Source organism: Nocardioides sp. LHD-245, from assembly GCF_030929495.1.
Classification (GTDB): Bacteria; Actinomycetota; Actinomycetes; order Propionibacteriales; family Nocardioidaceae; genus Nocardioides.
Genome location: NZ_JAVFWN010000001.1, coordinates 256676 through 278213, shown reverse-complemented (window position 1 = coordinate 278213; position 21538 = coordinate 256676). Strand labels below are relative to the sequence as shown.

The 21538-nt window shown below is 72.3% G+C and carries 17 protein-coding genes and 1 riboswitch; of the genes, 9 read left to right on the top strand and 8 right to left on the bottom strand.

Annotated features, from left to right (window positions below):
* Window position 1: 1 nt before the first annotated feature.
* Window positions 2–1873: an AMP-dependent synthetase/ligase gene (locus RB608_RS01295; protein WP_308085968.1), complete on the top strand. Its 1872-nt coding sequence runs from the start codon at window positions 2–4 to the stop codon at window positions 1871–1873.
* 16 nt (window positions 1874–1889) lie between these two features.
* Here RB608_RS01295 and RB608_RS01290 read toward each other — a convergent pair whose 3' ends face one another.
* From RB608_RS01290 to ahcY, 8 genes are all read right to left on the bottom strand, one after another.
* Complete coding sequence (locus tag RB608_RS01290) at window positions 1890–3143, bottom strand: DNA glycosylase AlkZ-like family protein (RefSeq protein ID WP_308085967.1); 1254 nt, start codon at window positions 3141–3143, stop codon at window positions 1890–1892.
* Window positions 3144–3189: 46 nt separating this feature from the next.
* Complete coding sequence (locus tag RB608_RS01285) at window positions 3190–3849, bottom strand: response regulator transcription factor (protein WP_308085966.1); 660 nt, start codon at window positions 3847–3849, stop codon at window positions 3190–3192.
* 95 nt (window positions 3850–3944) lie between these two features.
* Window positions 3945–4571 (bottom strand): ribosome hibernation-promoting factor, HPF/YfiA family, encoded by a 627-nt coding sequence (gene hpf / locus RB608_RS01280; protein ID WP_308085965.1) that lies wholly within the window; start codon window positions 4569–4571, stop codon window positions 3945–3947.
* A 746-nt stretch (window positions 4572–5317) separates the two neighbouring features.
* Window positions 5318–6049 carry a phosphoribosyltransferase family protein gene (locus RB608_RS01275; RefSeq protein ID WP_308085964.1) on the bottom strand — a complete coding sequence of 244 codons (732 nt, stop codon included), beginning with the start codon at window positions 6047–6049 and terminating at the stop codon, window positions 5318–5320.
* Window positions 6050–6131: 82 nt separating this feature from the next.
* Entirely contained in the window at window positions 6132–7901 is a 1770-nt protein-coding gene (locus RB608_RS01270; protein WP_308085963.1) for an LpqB family beta-propeller domain-containing protein, read from the bottom strand.
* Window positions 7898–9592, bottom strand: coding sequence for an MtrAB system histidine kinase MtrB (gene mtrB / locus RB608_RS01265; protein ID WP_308085962.1), 1695 nt, complete (start codon window positions 9590–9592; stop codon window positions 7898–7900). The genes RB608_RS01270 and mtrB overlap by 4 nt, the downstream gene beginning before the upstream one ends.
* A gap of 28 nt (window positions 9593–9620) precedes the next feature.
* Window positions 9621–10328 (bottom strand): MtrAB system response regulator MtrA, encoded by a 708-nt coding sequence (gene mtrA / locus RB608_RS01260; RefSeq protein WP_308085961.1) that lies wholly within the window; start codon window positions 10326–10328, stop codon window positions 9621–9623.
* Between the two features lie 274 nt (window positions 10329–10602).
* A complete protein-coding gene (ahcY, locus tag RB608_RS01255) occupies window positions 10603–12045 on the bottom strand; it encodes an adenosylhomocysteinase (RefSeq protein ID WP_308085960.1) in 1443 nt (480 codons plus the stop codon).
* Between the two features lie 227 nt (window positions 12046–12272).
* Here ahcY and RB608_RS01250 point away from each other — a divergent pair, with 227 nt between their 5' ends.
* The 8 genes from RB608_RS01250 to RB608_RS01215 all read left to right on the top strand — a co-directional run bounded on the left by RB608_RS01250 (window position 12273) and on the right by RB608_RS01215 (window position 21511).
* Complete coding sequence (locus RB608_RS01250) at window positions 12273–12692, top strand: DUF6234 family protein (RefSeq protein WP_308085959.1); 420 nt, start codon at window positions 12273–12275, stop codon at window positions 12690–12692.
* A gap of 52 nt (window positions 12693–12744) precedes the next feature.
* Window positions 12745–12912: riboswitch (FMN riboswitch) on the top strand.
* Between the two features lie 52 nt (window positions 12913–12964).
* A complete protein-coding gene (locus tag RB608_RS01245; RefSeq protein ID WP_308085958.1) occupies window positions 12965–13420 on the top strand; it encodes a 6,7-dimethyl-8-ribityllumazine synthase in 456 nt (151 codons plus the stop codon).
* A gap of 186 nt (window positions 13421–13606) precedes the next feature.
* Window positions 13607–15733 carry a hydantoinase/oxoprolinase family protein gene (locus RB608_RS01240; RefSeq protein ID WP_308085957.1) on the top strand — a complete coding sequence of 709 codons (2127 nt, stop codon included), beginning with the start codon at window positions 13607–13609 and terminating at the stop codon, window positions 15731–15733.
* Window positions 15733–17946, top strand: a complete 2214-nt coding sequence (locus RB608_RS01235; protein ID WP_308085956.1) for a hydantoinase B/oxoprolinase family protein — start codon at window positions 15733–15735, stop codon at window positions 17944–17946. Before RB608_RS01240 ends, RB608_RS01235 begins: the two co-directional genes overlap by 1 nt.
* On the top strand, window positions 17946–18761 hold the full coding sequence (locus tag RB608_RS01230; RefSeq protein ID WP_308085955.1) for a hypothetical protein: 816 nt from the start codon (window positions 17946–17948) through the stop codon (window positions 18759–18761). Before RB608_RS01235 ends, RB608_RS01230 begins: the two co-directional genes overlap by 1 nt.
* Window positions 18758–19042 (top strand): hypothetical protein, encoded by a 285-nt coding sequence (locus tag RB608_RS01225; protein ID WP_308085954.1) that lies wholly within the window; start codon window positions 18758–18760, stop codon window positions 19040–19042. Before RB608_RS01230 ends, RB608_RS01225 begins: the two co-directional genes overlap by 4 nt.
* Window positions 19035–20543 (top strand): sugar ABC transporter ATP-binding protein, encoded by a 1509-nt coding sequence (locus RB608_RS01220; protein ID WP_308085953.1) that lies wholly within the window; start codon window positions 19035–19037, stop codon window positions 20541–20543. The genes RB608_RS01225 and RB608_RS01220 overlap by 8 nt, the downstream gene beginning before the upstream one ends.
* Window positions 20540–21511, top strand: coding sequence for an ABC transporter permease (locus RB608_RS01215; protein WP_308085952.1), 972 nt, complete (start codon window positions 20540–20542; stop codon window positions 21509–21511). The genes RB608_RS01220 and RB608_RS01215 overlap by 4 nt, the downstream gene beginning before the upstream one ends.
* Window positions 21512–21538 lie beyond the last annotated feature (27 nt).

Sequence of the window (21538 nt, the reverse complement as noted above, 5' to 3'; positions counted from 1 at the left end):
GATGAGCACCGACACCCTGGCGATCCGTGCCGAGATCGAGCAGGAGATCGCCGGCCTCACCCTGCCCGCCGCGCTGGCTCGCACCGTCGCGGCGGAGGGCGAGCGCCCGGCGTACTCCGACAAGGTCGGCGTCGACCTGTCCGCCGGCTACGCGCCCGGCTGGCGCACCGTCGGCTGGGCCACGCTGCGCGAACAGGCGCTCGACGTCGCGGGCGCGCTCGTGGCCGCCGGTGTCCGGCCCGGCGACCGGGTCGCGCTGATGGCGAGCAACCGGATCGAGCACGTCGTCGCCGACCTCGGCGCGGTCCACGCCGCCGCGGTCTCCATGTCGGTCTACAACACGCTCTCCCCCGACCAGGTCGCCTACGTCGCCGGGCACGCAGAGCCCACCGTCGCCGTCCTCGAGAACGCCGACCACCTCGCCCGGTGGGAGCGCGCCCTCGGCGCGTCGGACTCGCTGCGGACGATCGTCCTCATCGACGCCGAGCCGCCCGCCGGCGACGACAGGTTCGTCACCTGGGACGCCTTCGCCGCGTCCGGGGCGGCGTGGCGGGCTGAGCACGCGGCCGAGCTCGAGGCTCGCGCGGCCGGGATCGCACCCGACGACCCACTGACGATCCTCTACACGTCGGGCACGACCGGGAACCCCAAAGGCGTCGTGCTCACCCACCACGCGGTGCTCTACGAGTGCGCATGCTCGCTGCGGGTCGCCGCGACGACCGGGCACAACGACTTCATCTCCTATCTGCCGTTCGCGCACATCGCGGAGCGCACCCTCGGCATGTACATCCCCCAGGTCAACGGCGCCCACATCCACCTGATCGCCGACCCGGCACTGCTGCTCGGCGCCCTCGGCGAGGTCCATCCGACGCGCTTCTTCGGCGTCCCGCGGGTGTGGGAGAAGATCAAGACCGGCATCTCCGCCAAGCTCGCCGCCGAGACCGACCCGGAGAAGAGGGCGCAGGTGGAGGGCGCGCTCGCGATCGGCCTCGAGTACGTCGAGGCGCAGCAGGCCGGCGGCAGCATCTCTCCCGACCTCGAGGCCCGCTTCCAGGCTGCCGACGCCGGACTGCTGGCCTTCCTCCGCGCCCTCCTCGGCCTGGACCGCTGCGAGTGGGCTGCCTCCGCCGCGGCGCCGATGCCGCTCGAGGTCGCGAGGTTCTTCGCCGGTCTCGGCATGCGCATCTACGACGTCTACGGCATGACCGAGACCTGTGCGGCCGTCACGTCCTGCGGCCCCGACCAGTTCCGCCTCGGCACGGTCGGCCGGGCGCTGCCCGGCATCGAGATCACGCTCGGCGAGGACGGCGAGATCCTGGCCCGCGGCCCGGTCGTCTCGCAGGGCTACTACCGACAGCCGGACGCGACGGCCGCGCTCATCGACGCCGACGGCTGGGTCCACACCGGCGACATCGGCGAGCTCGACGAGGACGGCTTCCTCAAGGTCGTCGACAGGAAGAAGGAGATGATCATCACCTCCTCCGGCAAGAACATCGCGCCCTCCAACATCGAGAACCACCTCAAGGAGAGCCCGATCGTCGGTCACGCGCTCGTCTTCGGCGAGGGCCGCCCGTACGTCGTCGCGATGCTCACGCTCGACGCCGAGATCGCGCCCCTGGTCGCCGCCCAGCTCGGGATCCCCACCGGCACGTCGCTGGCCGAGCTCGCCCAGCACCCCGCCATGCTCGCCGTCGCCCAGCAGTCCGTCGACGCCACCAACGAGCGGCTCTCCCGGCCCGAGCAGGTCAAGGCCTGGGAGCTGCTCCCGGTGGAGTGGACGGCGGAGTCGGAGGAGCTGACCCCGACCCTCAAGCTCAAGCGGCGCGTCGTACACGCCAAGTACGCCGACGTGCTGGAGCGGCTCTACACCTGACCGGGGAACCACGCACCTACCGGATTCGTCGCGAATCGGGCCGATCAACGACGAATTCGGGTGGTGCGCCGCGCCGCGCCTCGACCGCGAGCGCGGGGGCGAGATCGCCCTTCGGCCCGACGACGACCTCCGCCAGGCCGAGCCAGCCGGCGAGCCGCGCGAGCTCGGCGGCGAGCTCGGCCGCGGTCTCGGCCGGCGCGTGCGGCTCCGCCCAGGCCGACTGCACGAGGAGGCGGGACGTCGGGCGGTCGGCCTTGAGGTCGACCCGTCCGACGATCCGGTCGCCCAGGAGGAACGGGAGCACGTAGTAGCCGTGCACCCGCCGCTCGGCCGGGGTGTAGATCTCGATGCGGTAGAAGAAGTCGAACAGCGCCTCCCCCCGGTCGCGCTCCCACACCACCGGGTCGAAGGGGCTCAGCAGGGCCCGGGCGCCGACCCGGCGCGGAAGGCGCGCGTCGCGGTGGAGGTACGCCGGGCGCCGCCAGCCCTGCACGACGACCGGCTCGAGCTCGCCGGCGGCGACCAGCTCGTCGATCGCGACCCGCGCCTCGCCCACCCGGATCCGGTAGTAGTCGGCCAGGCAGTGGGCCGACGCGACGCCGTGGGACCGCGCCGCACGGCGGACCAGCTCGACGTGGGCCTGAGCCGCCGGAAGCTCCGGGGCGTCGAGCACGGTCGCGGGCAGGACCCGCTCGGGCAGGTCGTAGCGGATCTCGAACTGGCTGGTGCGGTCGGCGATGGCGAGCGCGCCGGTCATGTAGAGGTAGTCGAGCATCCGCCGGGTGCGTGACCAGTTCCAGCCCCAGTGGTCCTTCGACCGGGGCAGCCCGTCGTCGAGCTCGCGGGCGGTGCTGGCCCCGCGCTCGGTGATCTCGGCGAGCAGCGCCCCCTCCAGCACGTCGCCCTCGTCGACCGCGAACCACTTGCCGCGCCGGGCGCGGTAGTCGGCCATCCGGTGGCGCATGGCGGGCCACAGCTCGACAGGCATGAACGCCTGCACATGGGCCCAGTACTCCACCACCCGCCGCCGGCGCCCGCTGGCCGCCCGGCGGAGCAGGTCGACGTCGTAGGCGCCCATCCGGGAGTACAGCGGCATGAAGTGCGCGCGCTGCAGCACGTTGACGCTGTCGACCTGGAGCACGCCGATGCGGGCCAGGGTGCGGTCGAAGGTGCGCAGGGTCGGGGCCGTGTGGGCGGGGTCGAGGAAGCCCTGCGCCGCCAACGCGATCCGGCGGGCCTGCGGGAGCGACAGCGACTGCGTGGTGGGCACGGGGCCACCCTAGGAGCCGGCGCCGACAGCCCGGCGTCGCCCGGGGCTACTCCAGCTCGACCAGCTTGGCGCGCACGGCGTACATGACCGCCTCCATCCGCGAGTGCAGCTGGAGCTTCTCCAAGATGTTGCGGACGTGGTTCTTGACGGTGTTCTCGCTGATGGCCAGCTGGGCCGCGACGTCGCGGTTGCTGAGGCCGCGGGCGACGAAGCGGAGCACCTCCAGCTCACGTTCGGTGAGCTTGAGGGCCTGGCCCGTCGAGCGGTCGGGCTTGGACATCGTCTTGAACTCGTCGATCAGCTTGGCGGCCATCGACGGGCTGATCAGCGACTGGCCGTCGGCGACGACGCGGACGCCCTGGGCCACCTCCTCGATGGACGAGTCCTTGAGGAGGTAGCCCGAGGCGCCGCTCTTGACCGCCTCGTAGAGGTCGGTCTCGTCGTCGGACATGGTCAGCATGATGATCTTCGTCGTCGGGACGGCTTCCTTGATGGCGACGCAGGCCTCGATCCCGGACTGCTTCGGCATCCGGACGTCCAGCAGCACCACGTCGGGAGCGGTGCCGACGACGACCGCGACGCCGTCGACGCCGTTGCTCGCCTCGCCGACGACCTCGATGCCGTCCTCGATGGCCAGGAGCATGGTCAGCCCGCGCCGGAAGAGCTCCTGGTCGTCGACCACCACCACACGTACCGGCTCGCTCACGGGCGGACCCGGTGCTGCGGTTGCCGGCGAAGTCCCACTCGCCACTGCGGCATCATGACACGACCTCCCGAGAGCCTGCCGGTCCGGACCACGCTTCAGCCGTCGTTGCTCCCGAGGTCGAGCGAGATGACCCCGTAGTCGTAGCCGCGGCGCCGGTAGACCACGGCCGGCCGCTCGCTCTCCTTGTCGACGAACAGGTAGAAGTCATGACCGACCAGCTCCATCTCGTAGAGGGCCTGGTCGAGAGTCATCGGAGCCGCCGGGTGCGTCTTCTCCCGCACTACCAGCGGACCGTCGCCGGTGACCGTGATCGGGCCGACCTGGCGGTCGATCGCGACCTCCTCCTCGACCTCCTCGACCACCGTGGCCGGCACGTCGGAGAGGGCCCGGCCGACCGAGACCGGCGTACGACGGCCGCGGTGCACCCGCCGCCGGTCGGCCGCCTTGCGCATCTGCGCGGCCATCTTGTCGAGGGCGAGGTCGAGCGCACCCATCTTGTCGTCGGCGGCGGCCTCGGCCCGGATCACCGGCCCCTTGGAGAAGGCCGTCAGCTCGACGTGCACCGCCTGGTCGTGCTGGCGGGGGTTGGGTTCGCAGTCCACCTCCACATGGACCCGGATGATCCGGTGATCGTGCTTCTCCAGCTTGGTGAGCTTCTCAGCGGCATGCTCCCGGAACCGGTCCGAGATCTCGCAGTGCCGTCCGGTGACCACAACATCCATCAGATACCTCCAAGGGAATTTCGGTGTGATGGCTTCTCCTGCCGCCCCGGCAGGAAGTGCGAGTGCTGGCCCACTTGTCGACCAGCAGGGAAAAGGCAGAACTGCCCGGCGCTCGTGCCGGCCGCTGCCGCGAAGGCGGGACCTACCGAACCCGACCGCGCGCGCGGCAGCGTGTCGCACGGCGGCGAAGCCGCGTCGAAGGCCTGCCGCCATGCAAAGGCGGGACCTACCGAACCCGACCGCGCGCGCGGCAGCGTGTCGCACGGCGGCGAAGCCGCGTCGAAGGCCTGCCGCCACGCGAAGGCGGGACCTACCGAACCCGACCGCGCGCGCGGCAGCGTGTCGCACGGCGGCGAAGCCGCGTCGTGCGAAGCCCGCGGTCCGAAGCGAAGCGAGGACCGTGCGGCGAGCACGACATGCGACACGCTCGCGCCAGGAGAAGGAGCCCGCCCGGCCGACCTGGTCTTCGTCCCCACACCCGCCTGCTGAGGCTTCCGCAGCTTGTTGCCACTACCGGCCTTCTCCCGGGACCGGACGCATCTGACGTCCGGGCCGAGGCAGGACTGACGACTAAGCCGCACCGTGATCACCGGCCCGAGGGCCGGCTTACGTGGACCGTTTCGCCTGCGACTGGCATCGGCTTGCCGCGTCCGACCGGGCTCGCGCCCGGTCTGAGCGACGCAACCACGGACCCGGGCGGACTCCATGACCAGACGTTAGTCCGTCGCTGGTGACGACGAAAGGCTTCACCCGAAGTTCAGCGCCGGGACACCACTCCCGCCGCCGGCCGACCTCCGCCGGGTGGCCGCGACCACCGCCGCCGCGAGCACGGGGACCCCGGCGGCCTCGAGGGCGCGCTGCGCCTCGCGGAGGGTGGCGCCGGTGGTGAGGACGTCGTCGCACACGACGACGTGAGCGCGGGGGCAGCGCCGGGCGAGGCGGCGTACGGCGGCCGCGGGAGCCGTCATCGAGCCGGCCAGGTTGGCGGCCCGGCCGGCCGCGTCGAGGCCGGCCTGGTCGATGACGCCCGGCCGGAGGCGGAGCAGGGGCGCGGTGACGGTGCGGGGTCCCAGCACCCGCGCGGCCGCACGGGTCATGACCAGGGTCGGGTCGTGGCCGCGTTGTCGCACGGTCGCGGCCCGGGAGGGCACCGGCACCAGGACCAGCGGGCCCGCCGCCGTGGCGGCGGCGTCCGCCACGGCCACGGCCAGGAGCTCGCCGAGCGGCGCCGCGAGGGCGAGCACCCGGCGTTCCTTGTGGGCGAGGACGAGCGCACGCAGGACGCCGTCGTAGGTGCCGGCCGCGTACGGCGGCACCAGCCCGTCGGGGCACGGCGTCGGCCGGCGCGGGCTCGCCTCCACGGGCAGGGCCGCCCGGCAGCGGTCGCACAGCGGCCGCCCCGGCCGCTCGCAGCCCACGCAACGAGAGCCGAGTACCAGGTCGACGAAGCCGTCGGCGAGGAGCGGCAGCGTTCTCACCCACGCCACCCCAGCAGCGCCGCACTCCTCGCCGCAAGCGGGTGGCGCGCACCTGTGGAGAAGCGGCCAGCGGAGAAGCGGGTCAGCCGGCGTAGTCGAGCTGGGTCAGCTCCGGGTCGGAGGCGTGCCGCTCCTGGCGGACGACGTCGACGTACTGGTCGGCGTACACGGCCAGCATCGGGGCGTCCTCGACCGGCGAGGCCGCGAGACCACGGACCTTGCCGGTGACGATGGTCGACATGACGTCGACCCCGACGGTGGCCCCGTCGGCGGCGACGACGTCCACCTCGTAGAGCTTGCCCGGTGCGGTCGCGGTGAGCAGGCCCAGCCGGATCGGGCCGCTCCAGGCGAGGTCGGTGATATTGCTGCCCTCGGCCTCGCGGACGACGAACGGCCGCCCGACCCGCTGGACCTGGCCCCGGCCGCCGATCAGGACCCGGGCTCCCACCACCCGGTCACCCTCGGCGGAGCGGACGATCCCCACGAGGCGGGTGCCGTCGCGACTCACGACCAGCCCGCGGGCGCGGGTGCCGGTGATCCCCGGCACCCGTACGGCACGCACCACGTCCTCGTCCTGCTCGTCGTAGAGCCACACCACCGCTCCCTCGCGACGCCGCTCCAGCACCCAGAGCCGGTCGGCGTGGTCGAAGGCCGGCCGGGCGTAGCGGCCGCCGGACAGCAGGGTCTGCGCCGCCGGCTCGGCGGCCGACCGCTGCAGCCGCGCCAGCCGGACCCGGCCGCCGTCGAGATCGACCGCGGCCGCCTGCTGGTTGTCGAGGGTGACCGCCACGGCGTCCAGCCCCGCGCCCTCGTCGCCGAACACGCCGCTGACCGGCGTCAGCCCGCCGTCGACGTTGCCGGTGACCAGGCGGCCCTGGCTCACCCCGAAGAGAGTGCGGCCGCCGCCCGGACCGGCAGGGCCGAGCACCGCCGCCGCCTCGACGGAGTACTGCGAGACGCCGCCCGGCAGGGGCAGGTCGGTGCCGTCGATGCTGACCCGCAGCGCGGTCACCGACGGATCCTGGCGCAGCGTCCACGCCAGCTGGGCGAGCATCAGCTCGGCCTGCTGGGCCGTGATCGCCTGGGGCTCCCCCACGAGGGCGATGTCGGCGACTCCGGCGTCGTCCACCGGCACGGACAGGCCGATGGTCAGCCCGGACGGCAGGAACGAGCGCACCACGCCCTGCGCCCGCGGCGGGGGCCCGGCGAGCAGGGCCGAGACCAGGCTGGTGGCGAGCTGGTCGCCCTCGGGGACGAACACGGGCTCGGGGACGAGGATCTGCGCGATCGGGTCGAAGTAGTAGAGCGAGACCTGTCGATGGCGCTGCCGGAACCACCCCGCCGGTACGACGAGCGCGTCCGGCGGGTCCGCGATCCGGTACTGCCCGTCCTCGATGCTGACCCGGAAGCCCAGGGTGAGCTCGTCGGTCGCCACCGCCCCCTGCCACGCGCCGACCGAGTCGAGCCGGTCGGCGGCGGTCAGCCGGACCGAGACCGTGCCCGCGCTCTCCCGCACGGGCAGCGATTCGCTGTAGATGATCGTCTCCCGCTCCGGATCCCAGGCCGCGGCGGCCTCGGCGGTGAGGTACTCCTTGGCGACGCTGGTCTGCACCGGCCAGGCCGTCATCGCGTCGAGGAAGCCGGCGACGACCTCGGTCCGCGACGCGCCCGAGAGCGGCGGACGGGCGTCGATGTCGCTCGCGCGGCGGGTGGCGCCCTGGTCGGCGCCGCCACCCTCGACCACCGGGCCGGAGGTCGGCAGCGAGGTGCAGCCGCACAGGACCAGGGCCAGCACGGCGACCAGCACAGGGCTCACCCGGGCGACGATCCGGTGCGGCGCGGCGGGCGTCATCGTCCCTCCTCCGGACCCGCGACGACGCCGCCCCGCACGACCACGGCCCCCGTGTCGCTCGACGCGGCGTCCTCGGGCACCAGCGGCAGCGGGCTGTGGCGCAGGGTCCCGCCGGCGTGCCGCGGCACGGTGAGCCGGAACTGCGCGCCCTGACCGGTCCGCCCCCACGCCTGCAGCCAGCCGCCGTGCAGGTGGGCGTCCTCCTGGGCGATCGCGAGCCCCAGGCCGGTGCCGCCGCTGGTCCGGGTGCGCGCCGGGTCCGAGCGCCAGAACCGGTTGAACACCATCGAGGCCTCCCCCGGTGCCAGGCCGATGCCGTGGTCGCGCACCGTGATCGCCGCCGACTCGTCGTCCGAGGCGAGCCGCACGAGGACGGCTTCGGTGGGGTCGTCGGCCAGGGCGTGGTCGATGGCGTTGGTGACCAGGTTCCGCACGATCCGCTCGATGCGGCGTACGTCGACGTCGGCCCGGACCGGCACGTCCGGCTCCGCCACGAGCACCCGCAGTCCGCGCTGGTCGGCCAGCGGGCGCGCGGCGTCGACCACCCGCCGTACCAGGTCGCCGAGGTTGACGTTCTCGGTGGCGAGGACGGCGGCGCCGGCGTCGAACCGGCTGATCTCCAGCAGGTCCACGAGCAGGTTCTCGAACCGGTCGAGCTCGGCCTGCATCAGCTCGGCGGAGCGGGCCGTGGCGGGGTCGAAGCTCGCCCGGGCGTCGTGGAGCACGTCGGAGGCCATCCGGACCGTGGTCAGCGGCGTGCGCAGCTCGTGGGACACGTCGGACACGAACCGGCGCTGGACCCAGCTCAGCTCCTCCAGCTGGCGGATCTGGCGCTGCAGGCTGGTCGCCATCTGGTTGAAGGAGTAGGCCAGGCGGGCGATGTCGTCCTCACCGGTCACCTGGAGCCGTTCTTGGAGCCGGCCGGCAGCGAGCCGCTCGGCGACCTCGCGGGCCATCCGGATCGGGCTGACCACCTGCCGGGTCACCAGCCAGGTCACCCCCGCGACCAGCACCAGGAGCAGCACCGCGGCGGTCAGCAGGGCCCGGGTCACCAGGCTGAGGGTGTCCTGCTCCTCGGCGAGCGGGAACAGGAAGTAGAGCGTGTAGGTCTGCCCGTCCGACGGCAGCTGCACCTGCGATCCGACGACGATCCCGGGCTCGCTCGTGGTGCGGGCGTCGGCCCCCGTCCCGGTCGAGCGGACGATCTCGGTGTAGGTCCAGGCCGTCGCGCGGAGCGGGCCGTCGAAGTGCTCCTCGAGCGTGACGGGGACACTGGCCAGGTCCAGGCCGCTGGTGTACTCGCCGCCGCCGGTCCGCAGCGGCGGGCCCTCCTCCTCGGGGCCGGCCAGCACGACGGCGTACCCGCGGCTGTCGCCGCGCTCGATGATCGGGTCGACCAGGTCGCGCTGCTGGCGCCCGGCGTTGCCCTCGCGTCCCGACGCCGCCTCCAGGCGGCCCTGGGCGTCGCTGACCTCCGCGTCCACCTCCCCGAGGACGACGTCGACGCGGTGGCGCAGCAGGCCCTCGCGGGTCTGCTGGAGCAGGATCCAGCCGACGCCACTGACCACCACCGCGGACAGCACGACGGTGCTGACCACGACCCGGGCCTGGATCGAACGACGCCAGAAGGTCAGCCCGCGGCGCAGCCGTGGCGCCAGCCACGCCCAGCACCGGCGCAGCACCGCAAGCACGCGGCGGCCGGCTCCGGCCGCCGCGGGCTCACCCGGCGCCGGCCTTGTAGCCGACACCGCGCACCGTCAGCACGATCTCGGGGTGTTCCGGGTCGTGCTCGACCTTGGACCGCAGGCGCTGCACGTGCACATTGACCAGGCGGGTGTCCGCGGCGTGCTGGTAGCCCCAGACCTCCTCCAGGAGCACCTGCCGGGTGAAGACCTGCCCCGGCTTGCGCGCCAGGCAGAGCAGCAGGTCGAACTCCAGCGGCGTCAGCGAGATCTCGCGACCGCCGCGGGTCACCGCATGACCGGCCACGTCGATCTCGACGTCGCGGATGGTGAGCGTCTCCTGGGGCACCGCCTCGGTACGGCGTACCCGGGCCCGGATCCGCGCGACCAGCTCCTTGGGCTTGAACGGCTTGACGACGTAGTCGTCCGCTCCCGACTCGAGCCCGACGACCACGTCGACCGTGTCGCCCTTGGCCGTCAGCATCACGATCGGGACCCCGGACTCGGCGCGGATCTCCTTGCACACGTCGATGCCGTCCTTGCCCGGCAGCATCAGGTCGAGCAGCACCAGGTCGGGCCGGTAGTCCCGGAACGCGCCGAGTGCCTGGTCGCCGCGGGCGCAGACCCGGCTCTCGAAGCCCTCCTGACCCAGCACGATGCCGAGCATCTCCGCCAGCGGCGCGTCGTCGTCGACGACGAGGACGCGTCCCTTGGTCGGGTACGGCGCGCTGGTGGGCGGGGTCATGGCGCAATCCTAGGCGGGAGAACGCCGTGAGCCCCGCACCCTGAGAGGGTGCGGGGCTCGCGAACAACCAGCTTCGCTACGTCAGCCTTGCGGCGCGACGTCCGTCCGACCGCCAGCCACGCATGTCTTGCCGCCAGGCCGAGCCTGGACCTACGCAACGCGACCGCGTGCGCGGCAGCGCGGCGCCCGCGGCGAAGCCGCGTCGAGGCGCACCCGCGGGCCGAGCGCAGCGAGCGCCCGTGCGGTGCGCCTCGACAGGCGACGCGCTCGCGCCCTAGTACCGGTACGCGTCCGACTTGAAGGGACCCTCGACGGGGACGCCGAGGTAGTCGGCCTGCGCCTGGGTGAGCTCGGTGAGCTCCACGCCGATGGCGTCGAGGTGCAGCCGCGCGACCTCCTCGTCGAGGTGCTTGGGCAGCACGTACACGCCGATCGGGTACTCCTCGAGCTTGGTGAAGAGCTCGACCTGCGCCAGGACCTGGTTGGTGAACGAGTTCGACATGACGAACGACGGGTGGCCGGTCGCGTTGCCGAGGTTCAGCAGGCGGCCCTCGGAGAGCACGATGACCTTCTTCCCGTCGGGGAAGATCCACTGGTGGACCTGGGGCTTGATCTCGTCCTTGACGATGCCTTCGATCTTCGCCAGGCCGGCCATGTCGATCTCGTTGTCGAAGTGGCCGATGTTGCCGACGATGGCCTGGTGCTTCATCTTCTCGAAGTGCTCGACCCGGATGATGTCGAAGTTGCCCGTCGTGGTGATGAAGATGTCCGCGGTCTCGACGACCGACTCGAGGCGCTTGACCTCGTAGCCGTCCATCGCGGCCTGGAGCGCGCAGATCGGGTCGATCTCGGTGATCACGACGCGGGCGCCCTGGCCGCGCAACGACTCCGCGGAGCCCTTGCCGACGTCGCCGTAGCCGCACACGACCGCGGTCTTGCCGGCGATCATGACGTCGGTGCCGCGGTTGATGCCGTCGATCAGCGAGTGGCGGCAGCCGTACTTGTTGTCGAACTTCGACTTGGTGACCGAGTCGTTGACGTTGATCGCCGGGAAGAGGAGCGAGCCCTCCTTGAACCGGTCGTAGAGACGGAGCACACCGGTGGTGGTCTCCTCGGTGACGCCCTTGATCCCGTTGGCGATGTTGGTCCAGCGCTGCGGGTCGTTCTCGAGCGAGCGGGCGAGGACCCGGAGGACCTCCTTGAACTCCTCGTTGTCGGTGGAGTCCTGACCGGGCACGGCGCCGGCCTTCTCGAACTCGACGCCCTTGTGGACGAGCAGGGTGATGTCACCGCCGTCGTCGAGGAGCATGTTGGGGCCGACCTTGTTGCCGTCGGCGTCGGTGAAGTCGAAGACCTTCTCGGCCTCGTCCCAGTACTCCGCCAGCGTCTCGCCCTTCCAGGCGAAGACCGGCGTGCCGGCGGGCGCGTCGACGGTGCCGTCCTTGCCGACGACGATAGCGGCCGCGGCGTGGTCCTGGGTGGAGAAGATGTTGCAGGTGGCCCAGCGGACGTCGGCGCCGAGCGCGGTCAGCGTCTCGATGAGCACGGCGGTCTGGATGGTCATGTGCAGCGAACCGGCGACCCGGGCGCCCTTGAGCGGCTGGTCGGCGCCGTAGCGGGCACGCATCGCCATCAGGCCGGGCATCTCGTGCTCGGCGAGCTCGATCTCCTTGCGGCCGAACTCGGCCAGGCTCAGGTCAGCAACCTTGTAGTCCATGAATGATCCTCGAGGTTCGAGTGTCGTGTGACAGCTGGGTCCTGCGGCGCATCTGCGCATCGTCGGGATCTCCCGCGCATGACGTAGGACACCCTACAAGCGGGGCCCGGGGCCGGGGGAATCATCGGAGACCGTTCCGGTCGGGCCCGGACCGGCTCGTGGACCGCCTGCACGGCCTGGGGCCGCGTACTCATGCGCCGGGCCCGGCCGGACGCGACCGTACCCCCATGCCCCGTCCCGCGCTGTCCGATCGCGACCACCCCGCTCTCCTGCCCACCTTGGTCGAGGCCCTGGCCTCGGCGGCGACCGCCGGGATCGCCCTGTTCCTGCCGCTCCTGCAGTTCGGCGCCTACTTCTGCATCGGCGGCGCGTGCGGCGGCCCGGACGCCGACGCGATCCGCCTCTACCGGGTGCTCGTGGCGGTGCTGGCCACGACCGCCGCCACCACGCTGGCGCTGGCCGTGCGGCGCCGGGCCCGGCGAGCGATCCGGTGGCACGCCGTCGTGGCGGTCGCCGGACTGGGGTCGGCGGTGCTGTTCGCCGTGCCTGCGGTCGACTGGGCCGACCTGCTGCGCGAGGACCCGCCTCCGCCGAACCCGCACTACGTGCCCTGCTACTCGGGCTCGAACGACTGCGTCGGCGGCTGACCCGCCCGCGGACGCCGCCGCCGCTGGCGGGCGTGGGCGCTACCCTGCTGCCGTACGTTCTCAGGGCGGGGTGGAACTCCCCACCGGCGGTGAGGGCGTCCCGGCGGATCCGGGGCGGCCGAGCCCGCGAGCGCCGGACCGGTCTCCCCGACGGTCCGGGTCAGCAGATCCGGTGCGACTCCGGAGCCGACGGTCACAGTCCGGACGGAAGAGAACGCGACGGGCCTCGCGCGCGTCGTCACGCCCTGGGTGACACGCGAAGAGGAGAGTCCATGTCACCCGCCGCTCCCACCCACAGCCGCACCGTCGCCGTCGTCGCGGCCCGCTGGCACGCCGACATCGTCGACGTCGCCGTCGCCACCTTCGGCTCCGAGCTCGAGCAGCGCGGCTACGCGGTCGACGTGGTGCACGTGCCCGGCGCGTTCGAGATCCCACTGCAGGTACGCCGCCTCGCCCTGTCCGGCCGGTACGCCGGTGTCGCGGCGGCGGCCCTGGTCGTCGACGGCGGCATCTACCGGCACGATTTCGTCGCGTCGTCGGTCGTCGACGCGCTGATGCGGGTGCAGCTCGAGACCGACGTGCCGGTGTTCTCGGCGGTGCTGACCCCGCACCACTTCCACGAGCACGACGAGCACACCGGCTACTTCCGCCGGCACTTCGAGACGAAGGGGCGCGAGCTCGCGCTCGCGCTGGACGCGACGGTCCGACTCCCGGTTCCGGGCGCCTGACCGTTCCTCGAGCTCGAGCTCGAGGCCGGTACCGGGCCCGAGGGGCAAGGAGGCCGCGCGAGGTCTGAGGCCCGCAGTTTCGGCATAGTCGGGCCGAACTTTCCGTGGTGCGGAATGTGCCTTGTGTCACAGGTCACCCCGATCTCAGGGTTGGGCAGCACTTTCCCGACCACGAGAGAAGCCGCCTTGAGCCCTTCCGCCACGCCCGCCGACGGTTACCTCATCGGTACCGACATCGGAGGCACGTTCACCGACCTCGTGCTCCTCGAGAGCGGCCACCGTCCGCGCCTGTTCAAGTCGCCGACGACCCCGCACGATCGCTCCGAGGGCATCATCGACGCCCTCGAGCTCGCGGCCGCCTCCGTCGGCAGGCCACTGGCTCAGTTCGCCTCCGACATCCGCTACTTCGCGCACGGAACGACCGCCGCCACCAACGCGCTGATCGAGCGCAAGGGCGCCGCGACCGGGCTGCTCACCACCGCCGGGTTCGCCGACACGATGCTCATCCAGCGCTCCATGACCTCCTGGGTCGGGCTGGGCGCCGCGACCGGCCACTACAGCCGCCGCCGCAACCCCGACCCGATCGTCGACCGCGACGCCATCGCCGAGATCCCCGAGCGGGTCGACGCCGGCGGCACCGTGCTGGTCACCCTCGACGAGGCCGAGGTCCGCTCCGCACTCCGACGGCTGCGGGCGGCCGGCGTACAGGCACTGGCCACCTCCTTCCTGTGGTCCTTCCTCAACCCGCGAGCCGAGCTTCGGGTGCGCGAGATCGTCGAGAAGGAGTGGCCGGAGGTCTACCTGACCCTCTCGCACGAGATCTCCCCCGTGATCGGCGAGTACGAGCGGACCGCCACGACGGTCGTGAACTCCTATCTCGGTCCCGTCATCCGCGACTACATGGAGAACCTCGAAGGTCGCCTCCACGAGACCGGCTTCGTGGGTGAGCTCTCGGTCATGGACTCGGGAGGTGGTGTCATGCGCGCCGGAGACGCCGCGCGACGCGCCGCCTCGCTGCTGACCTCAGGCCCGGCGGGTGGGGTCCTCGCGACGGCGAGGCTCGCCGCGGCCATGGGCCACTCGAACGTGATCACGAGCGACATGGGCGGGACGAGCTTCGACGTCGGCCTGATCCTGGACGGCGAACCGTTGGTCGAGCGCCAGAGCGAGGTGGGCAACTACCACCTGGCGATTCCACGGATCAAGGTCACCGCCATCGGAGCCGGGGGCGGCTCGATCGCCTGGGTCGACGAGGTCGGCGCACTCGTCGTCGGCCCCGAGAGCGCCGGATCGGTCCCGGGCCCGGCCTGCTACGGCCGTGGCGGCCAGCGTCCCACCGTCACCGACGCCGACGTCGTCCTCGGCATCATCGACCCCGACTACTTCCTCGGTGGTCGGATGAAGCTGGACGAGCACCTCGCCGAGGAGGCCATCCGGCTGCACATCGCCGAGCCGCTGGGCATGAGCGTCGAGGAGGCCGCGCTCGGCATCCGCACGGTCGCCGACAACCAGATGGCCGACCTACTGCGCAAGGTGACGGTCGAGCAGGGGCGCGACCCGCGCGACTTCGTCGTCTTCGCCTACGGCGGCGCCGGCCCCACCCATGCCTGCGCCTACACCCAGGCCGCCGGCATCAACACCCTGGTCGTGCCGCCGACCTCCACCGTGCACTCGGCGTACGGCACGGTCACCGCCGACCGGTTCCGCGCCCTGCAGGCGACCGACCTGCAACGCACGCCCCCGGGCACGGCCGACCCCGCGAGCGCCTTCGACCTCAAGCGGCTGACGTCGACGCTGCAGGACCTGATCGGCCGCGTCCACGCCGACCTCGACGACGCGCCGGGGGTGCGCTTCGTGCGCTCGGTCCACCTGAAGTTCCGGCGCCAGACCCACGAGCTCCCCATCGTCCTGCCGGACGGCGACGTGACGGTCGAGGTGATGCGCGCCGTCGTCGAGGAGTTCTTCGAGACCTACGAGCGGATCTACGGCAAGGGCACCGCGCTGCGCAGCGCCGGGTTGGAGCTCAACACCCTGCGGGTCGAAGGGCGGGCCACGGTCGAGTCCCTGGCGCCGTCCGCGCCGGTCGATGCCGGCAGCCTCGACGCCGCCGGCATCGGGACCCGCCAGGTGGTGTTCGCCGAGGTCGGGCGGGTCGAGGTCCCGGTCCACCGCGGCGAGCTGGTCGGCCCCGGCGCCCAGCTGGTCGGGCCCGCCGTCCTGGAGTTCGAGGGCACCACGATCGTCGTCGGTCCCGGCCAGGAGCTGGCCGTCGACGCCAACGCCAACATCATCATCAACTGCAAGGGAAACTGATGGCCACCGACACCCCCACCCCGGACGTCGACCGGCGCACCGCGGTCAGCCACGACGTGGACCCCGTCACCTTCGAGGTCATCCGGCACCGGTTGCTGGCCATCACCGACGAGCAGGGCGCGACGCTCGCCGCCATCTCCGGCTCCCCCCACGTGGTCAACGCCAACGACTTCAACGTCGGGCTCTACCTGCCCGACGGCTCCGTCGCGGCGATGGGTCGCACGATCCTGTTGCACTCGGCGTCGATGGCGCTCATCACGCGCCACGTGATCGAGGACTGCGCGGAGGACCCCGGGATCGATCCCGGCGACATGTTCGTCGTCAACAACCCGTGGAAGGGCTCCATCCACGCCCAGGACATGGGCGTCGTCGCGCCGATCTTCTTCGACGGCGAGCTCATCGCGTGGGCCGGCGCCATGTGCCACATGCCCGACGTCGGCGGCTCACGACCGGGCAGCTTCTGCAATGACGCGACCGAGTGCTATCAGGAGGGCTTGCAGCTCCCGCCGACCAAGCTCGTCGAGGACGGCCGCATCCGCACCGACGTGTGGAACCTGATCATGGCCCACACCCGAGCGGCCCCCGCCGTCAACCTCGACCTACGCGGCCTCATCGGGGCGAACAACACCGCCGTGCGCGCCATGGGCCAGCTGGCGCAGCGCTACGGCGTGGAGACCGTCAAGGCCGTCATGGCGGGCCTGATCGACCTCTCCGACCGGCGCCTGCGGAACCGCCTCCGCGAGCTGCCCGACGCCGTGGTCCGCAGCACCGCCTACCTCGACAACGACGGCGGCCTCGACCAGCTCTACGAGGTCGACCTCGTTCTCACCAAGACCGACGATCGCCTGCACTTCGACTATTCGGGGTCCTCGCCCCAGGTCGAGGGCTACATCAACTGCACGTCCGCCGGCCTGATGGCCGGGATCAACGCGGCGCTGCTGCCCACCCTCGCCTACGACGCCCCGTGGAACGAAGGCCTCTTCCAGCCGGTCGAGGTGTACGCTCCCGAGGGCCTGATCTGCAACGCCACGCGGCCGGCCGCCGTCTCCGGCGGCGCCCTCGAGGCGGGGTGGCTGGTTGAGATGACGGCCATCGAGGCCCTGTCCAAGCTGGTGGCATGCTCCGACGAGCTGATCGGCGAGGCCCAGGCGGCGCCGGCCGGCGGGCCCGACCAGTTCGTCCTCAGCGGGTGCACCGCGCACGGCGACCCGTTCACCCACGTCATCCTCGACTGCCTCGCGACCGGCGGCGGTGCCTACGCGCACCGCGACGGGGTCTGGACGCAGGGTCAGCACAACATCGAGCGCCAGCGGATCTCCAACGCCGAGGACATGGAGCTGGAGACCCCGTTGCTCTACCTCGAGCGCCGCCTCGTCACCGACTCCGGTGGAGCGGGCGAGTTCCGCGGCGGTCAGAGCATGGGATCGACCTTCCTCGTGCACCGCGGTACGGCGCTCAAGGCCATGTGCAACGGTCACGGATGGGAGGCCCCGAACTCGACCGGCATCTTCGGCGGCTTCCCCGGCACCCAGAACATCCGCGAGCTGATCTCGGGCTCCGACGTGATCGCGCAGTTCGCCGCCGGCCGCCACGTCGCCGACCTGGACGAGATCGGGGGCGAGCGTCCCGAGATGCACGGCCGGCAGGGTGCGTTCGCGATCCAGAACGGCGACGTCCTCTCCACGATCCACCAGTCGGGCGGCGGTTGGGGTGACCCGCTCGCCCGTCCCGCCGCCGCGATCGCCGAGGACATCCGTCACGGCGCGGTGTCTCCCCAGGCCGCGGTGCGGCTCTACGGCGCGGTCCTCGCCGACGACGGCAGCGTCGACGAGCGCGCGACAGCTGCGCGTCGAGCGGACCTGCGCCAGGAGCGGCGATCGTGGCCCTCGGCCACCGCGGCGACGCCCCACCCCGAAGGCGGGCTGGAGCGCGTCGCGCCCCTGGGCGCGGCGCTCGAGGTCCTGCGCGGGGCGGACGGCGCCACCTACGCGGCGTGCCGGTGCGGGAGCGTGCTGTCGTCCCTGTCCGACCCGTGGCGTGCCCGGGCGGGGCACCGGGTGATCACCGACGTGCACGAGGTCAGTCTCGCCACCCGCCTCAATCCGGAGCTCGAGATCCGCCAGTACGCCTGTCCGAGCTGCGGTGCCCTGCTGACGACCGACGTCGCGCGCCGCGGCGCGCCGATCATGCACGACGTGGAGGTGAGCTTCTGATGGGACGGCTCGTCTACGCCGGAGCGACCTCCCACGTGGGGGCGATCATCAAGAACCCCGACGCCCACCCGGACCGCAACGACGTCCTGAGGTCCGCCTGGCAGACCATGGCGCAGGACCTCGCCGCGGCCGATCCCGACGTCGTCGTCGTCGTCGCGACCGACCACTACGAGACGTTCGGTCTCGAGCACTACCCGATCTTCTGCCTCGGCTCCGCGGAGAGTTACCCGGCATGGGGCGAGTACGGCAACCCCGGAGGGACCGTCCTCGGCTCCCCCTCGGCCAGCGACGGGCTGCACCACCGGCTCGTCGCCGCGGGATTCGACGTGGCGCGAGCGATGGAGATGCCGCTCGACCACTCCTTCATGGTCCCGATCCTCCGGCTCGGGCTCGAGCAGCGGGCGGTGGTCCCGTTCTTCGTCAACTGCAACACACCGCCCCTGCCCCCTCTGGGCAGGTGTCGCGATCTCGGACGCGGTCTCCGTGCGGCCATCGAGGGACTGCCCGGCGAGACCACGGTCGCTGTCATCGCCACCGGCGGCGTGTCGCACTGGGTGGGCCTCCCGCAGTTCGGACAGGTCAACGCCGTCTGGGACCGCCACTTCCTCGACACCCTGCAGCGGGGCGACCTCGAGGAGGTACTCACGTGGAGCGACGAGCAGATCCTGGAGGAGGCCGGCAACGGTGCCCTCGAGATCCGTACCTGGGTCCTGGCGCAGGCGTGCGCCGGCGGGCCGGCCGACCTGCTCGGCTACGCGCCGATGCCGGACTGGGCGATCGGGATCGGGGTCGTCAGGATGCAGGTCGCGGCATGAGCGTCCTGGGCCTGACCAAGCTGGCCCGGTCCCTCGAGCACGAGGACGGCCTCCTCGAGCGCTTCCGCAGCGATCCCGCCGCGGTCATGGACCGCTTCCCGCTCGACGACGCCGAGCGGGCATCGGTCCTCGAGCTCGACGCGAGCGACCTTCGTGAGCGCGGCATGAACCCGGTGGCGCTGCGCAACCTGCTCGTCCTCCTCGGGGTTCCGCACGGGCGGATGTACACCCACGCGCAGCGCCTGGCGCCGGCGAGCCACCAGGACGCGGACCATGACTGACCGTCCCCCGGCGCGGGCGACGCCCACCCTGCAGATGCGCGGGATCGTCAAGTCCTACGGCGGGGCGACGGCGCTCCGGGGCGTCGACTTCGTCGCTCGGGCCGGCCGCATCCACGCCCTCCTGGGCATGAACGGAGCGGGGAAGTCGACCCTCGTGCAGATCCTGAGCGGCGCCGTCGCGGCGGACTCGGGAGTCATCGAGGTGGACGGGGCTCCGCTGACACACCAGGGGCCGCGCGCCGCGCGGGCCGCCGGAATCGCCACGGTCTACCAACGCCGGACCCTGGTGCCCGCGCTCAGCGTCGCCGAGAACCTGATGCTCGGCCGGCTCCCTCGCCGGCGACGTGTCGTCGCCTGGCGAGACGTCCACGACCGGGCCGCGTCGATGCTGGCCGACCTGGACCTGGACCTCGACCCGCAGACGGCGGTCGACACCCTCGGCCCAGGCAGCCCGACCCTCGTCGAGATCGCCCGGGAGTCCCACCGCGGCGGCCGGATCCTCATCCTGGACGAGCCGACCGCCTCACTGGGAGGACACGACGCGGCGCTCATCCACCGGCTCGTGCGCCAGCTCGCCGAGGGCGGGACGAGCGTCGTCTACATCTCCCATCACCTCGACGAGGTGATCGACCTCAGCGACGACGTCACGATCCTGCGCGACGGCCACGTCGTGCTGACCGCCGAGACGGCGAGCACGTCCGCCGCCGAGATCGTCTCGGCCATGGTCGGCACGACCGTCGTCAACGAGCGGCCGCCGAGGCCCGCACGTGCGCACACGCCGGTGCTCCGCATCGAGGGTCTCGCCAAGCCGGGCCGGATCGCCGACCTGAGCGTGACGGTCGGTGCCGGTGAGATCGTCGCCGTCATCGGGCCGGCCGGCGACGGCCACGAGGAGCTGTTCCCCTTCCTCAGCGGCATGCGCTCGGGGTACGACGGCAAGGTGTCGCTCCGGGACGAGCAGATCCGTCCGCGTCGGATCCGCAGCTCGCTGAGGTCCGGCCTGCGGTGCGTCACGGGCGACCGCCTGGGGACCGGACTGGTCCCGCAGCTCAGCGTCGACGAGAACGTCACCGCACTCCACCCGAGAGCACGCCGGCCGCTGATGCGCTGGCGACAGCTCCGCGCCGCGGCGGGCGAGGCCCGCGCGCGGTTCGGGGTCGTGACCCTGCAACCGAACCCACCGGTCGCGGCCCTGTCGGGCGGCAACCAGCAGAAGGCCCTGCTCGCGAAGTGGCTGTCCGGGACCGCGGTGAGCGCCTGCCTGCTCGAGGATCCGACCGGCGGCGTCGACGTCCGGGCCAAGGCCGAGATCCACACGATCATCGAGAGCCTGGCCGAGTCCGGCATCGCCGTGCTCCTCACCAGCTCCGACACCGACGAGGTCATGCGCCTCGCCGACCGCGTCGTCGTCGTCCGCGCCGGCAGGGCGATCGCGGAGCGGCGCGTCGACGACCTCACCCACGACGCCCTCACCCACCTTCTCCTGGGAGGCTCTCAGTGAACTCCATCGGTCTGAGCCGGACCACCACCCTGCGGCTGCCCCCGGCGCTCGGCCGGCATGCCGGCCTGGCGGCGGTGCTCCTCCTCATCTGCCTCTACCTCTCGCTGCGCTCCGAGGTCTTCGCGACGACGCCCAACGTCGTCAACGTGCTGCGGCAGGTCGCGGTGATGGCCGTGCTCGCGGCGGGGCTGACGGTCCTCATGGCCGCCGGAGGACTCGACTTCTCCCTGGGGAGCCAGGTGGCCGTCGTCGTCGCGGTCGTCGCCAGGCTCCTCGAGAGCGGTGCCCACGTCGTCGTCGCCAGCATCTGCGGCGTGCTCCTGGGGGCCGTGTTCGGGCTGGTCAACGGGCTGGTCGTCACCGTCTTCAACGTCGCGCCCTTCGTCACGACCCTCGCGACCGCGACCGTGCTGGACGGCGCCGCCCTCATCGCGATGCAGGGACAGAGTGTCTCGGCGGGGGGCGCCCTCACCGAGCTCGGCACCGGCGAGGTCCTCGGGATCCCCTATCTGCTCCTCATCGCCGCCGTGGTGATCGCCGGCGCCGCCGCGACGCTGCGCTGGACGAGATTCGGCCGGGACGCCCTCGCTATCGGCGGGAATGCCGTCGCGGCGCGGCTCGGCGGCATCGCCGTACCCCGCCACACCGTCGCGCTCTACGTCGCCAACGGCATGCTGGCCGGCCTGGCCGGGATCATGCTGCTCTCGCGGTTGGGCGCGGCCAGCCCCGGCACCGCCGGCCTCCATCTCGAGCTGACCGTCGTCGCCGCCGTCGTCATCGGTGGCACCGCGCTCCACGGCGGCAACGCCACCGTCGCCGGCACGGTGCTGGGCGTCCTGCTTCTCGGCGTCGTCGCCAACGGGATCAACCTGCTCCAGATCGACTCCTTCTACCAGTCGGTATCGGTCGGCGTGGTCCTGCTCGTGGCAGCCGTCGTCAACCAGCTCCGGCACCGCGGCCGGCACTGAGTGCTCGGCCGCACCCCGATCTCGGAT

Coding starts and splice junctions, on each gene's coding strand:
- RB608_RS01295 (WP_308085968.1), top strand. CDS start 2: ATGAGCACCGACACCCTGGCGATCCGTGCCGAGATCGAGCAGGAGATC.
- hpf (WP_308085965.1), bottom strand. CDS start 4,571: ATGGATGTTGTGGTCACCGGACGGCACTGCGAGATCTCGGACCGGTTC.
- RB608_RS01270 (WP_308085963.1), bottom strand. CDS start 7,901: ATGACGCCCGCCGCGCCGCACCGGATCGTCGCCCGGGTGAGCCCTGTG.
- mtrA (WP_308085961.1), bottom strand. CDS start 10,328: ATGACCCCGCCCACCAGCGCGCCGTACCCGACCAAGGGACGCGTCCTC.
- ahcY (WP_308085960.1), bottom strand. CDS start 12,045: ATGGACTACAAGGTTGCTGACCTGAGCCTGGCCGAGTTCGGCCGCAAG.
- RB608_RS01250 (WP_308085959.1), top strand. CDS start 12,273: ATGCCCCGTCCCGCGCTGTCCGATCGCGACCACCCCGCTCTCCTGCCC.
- RB608_RS01245 (WP_308085958.1), top strand. CDS start 12,965: ATGTCACCCGCCGCTCCCACCCACAGCCGCACCGTCGCCGTCGTCGCG.
- RB608_RS01235 (WP_308085956.1), top strand. CDS start 15,733: ATGGCCACCGACACCCCCACCCCGGACGTCGACCGGCGCACCGCGGTC.
- RB608_RS01230 (WP_308085955.1), top strand. CDS start 17,946: ATGGGACGGCTCGTCTACGCCGGAGCGACCTCCCACGTGGGGGCGATC.
- RB608_RS01225 (WP_308085954.1), top strand. CDS start 18,758: ATGAGCGTCCTGGGCCTGACCAAGCTGGCCCGGTCCCTCGAGCACGAG.
- RB608_RS01220 (WP_308085953.1), top strand. CDS start 19,035: ATGACTGACCGTCCCCCGGCGCGGGCGACGCCCACCCTGCAGATGCGC.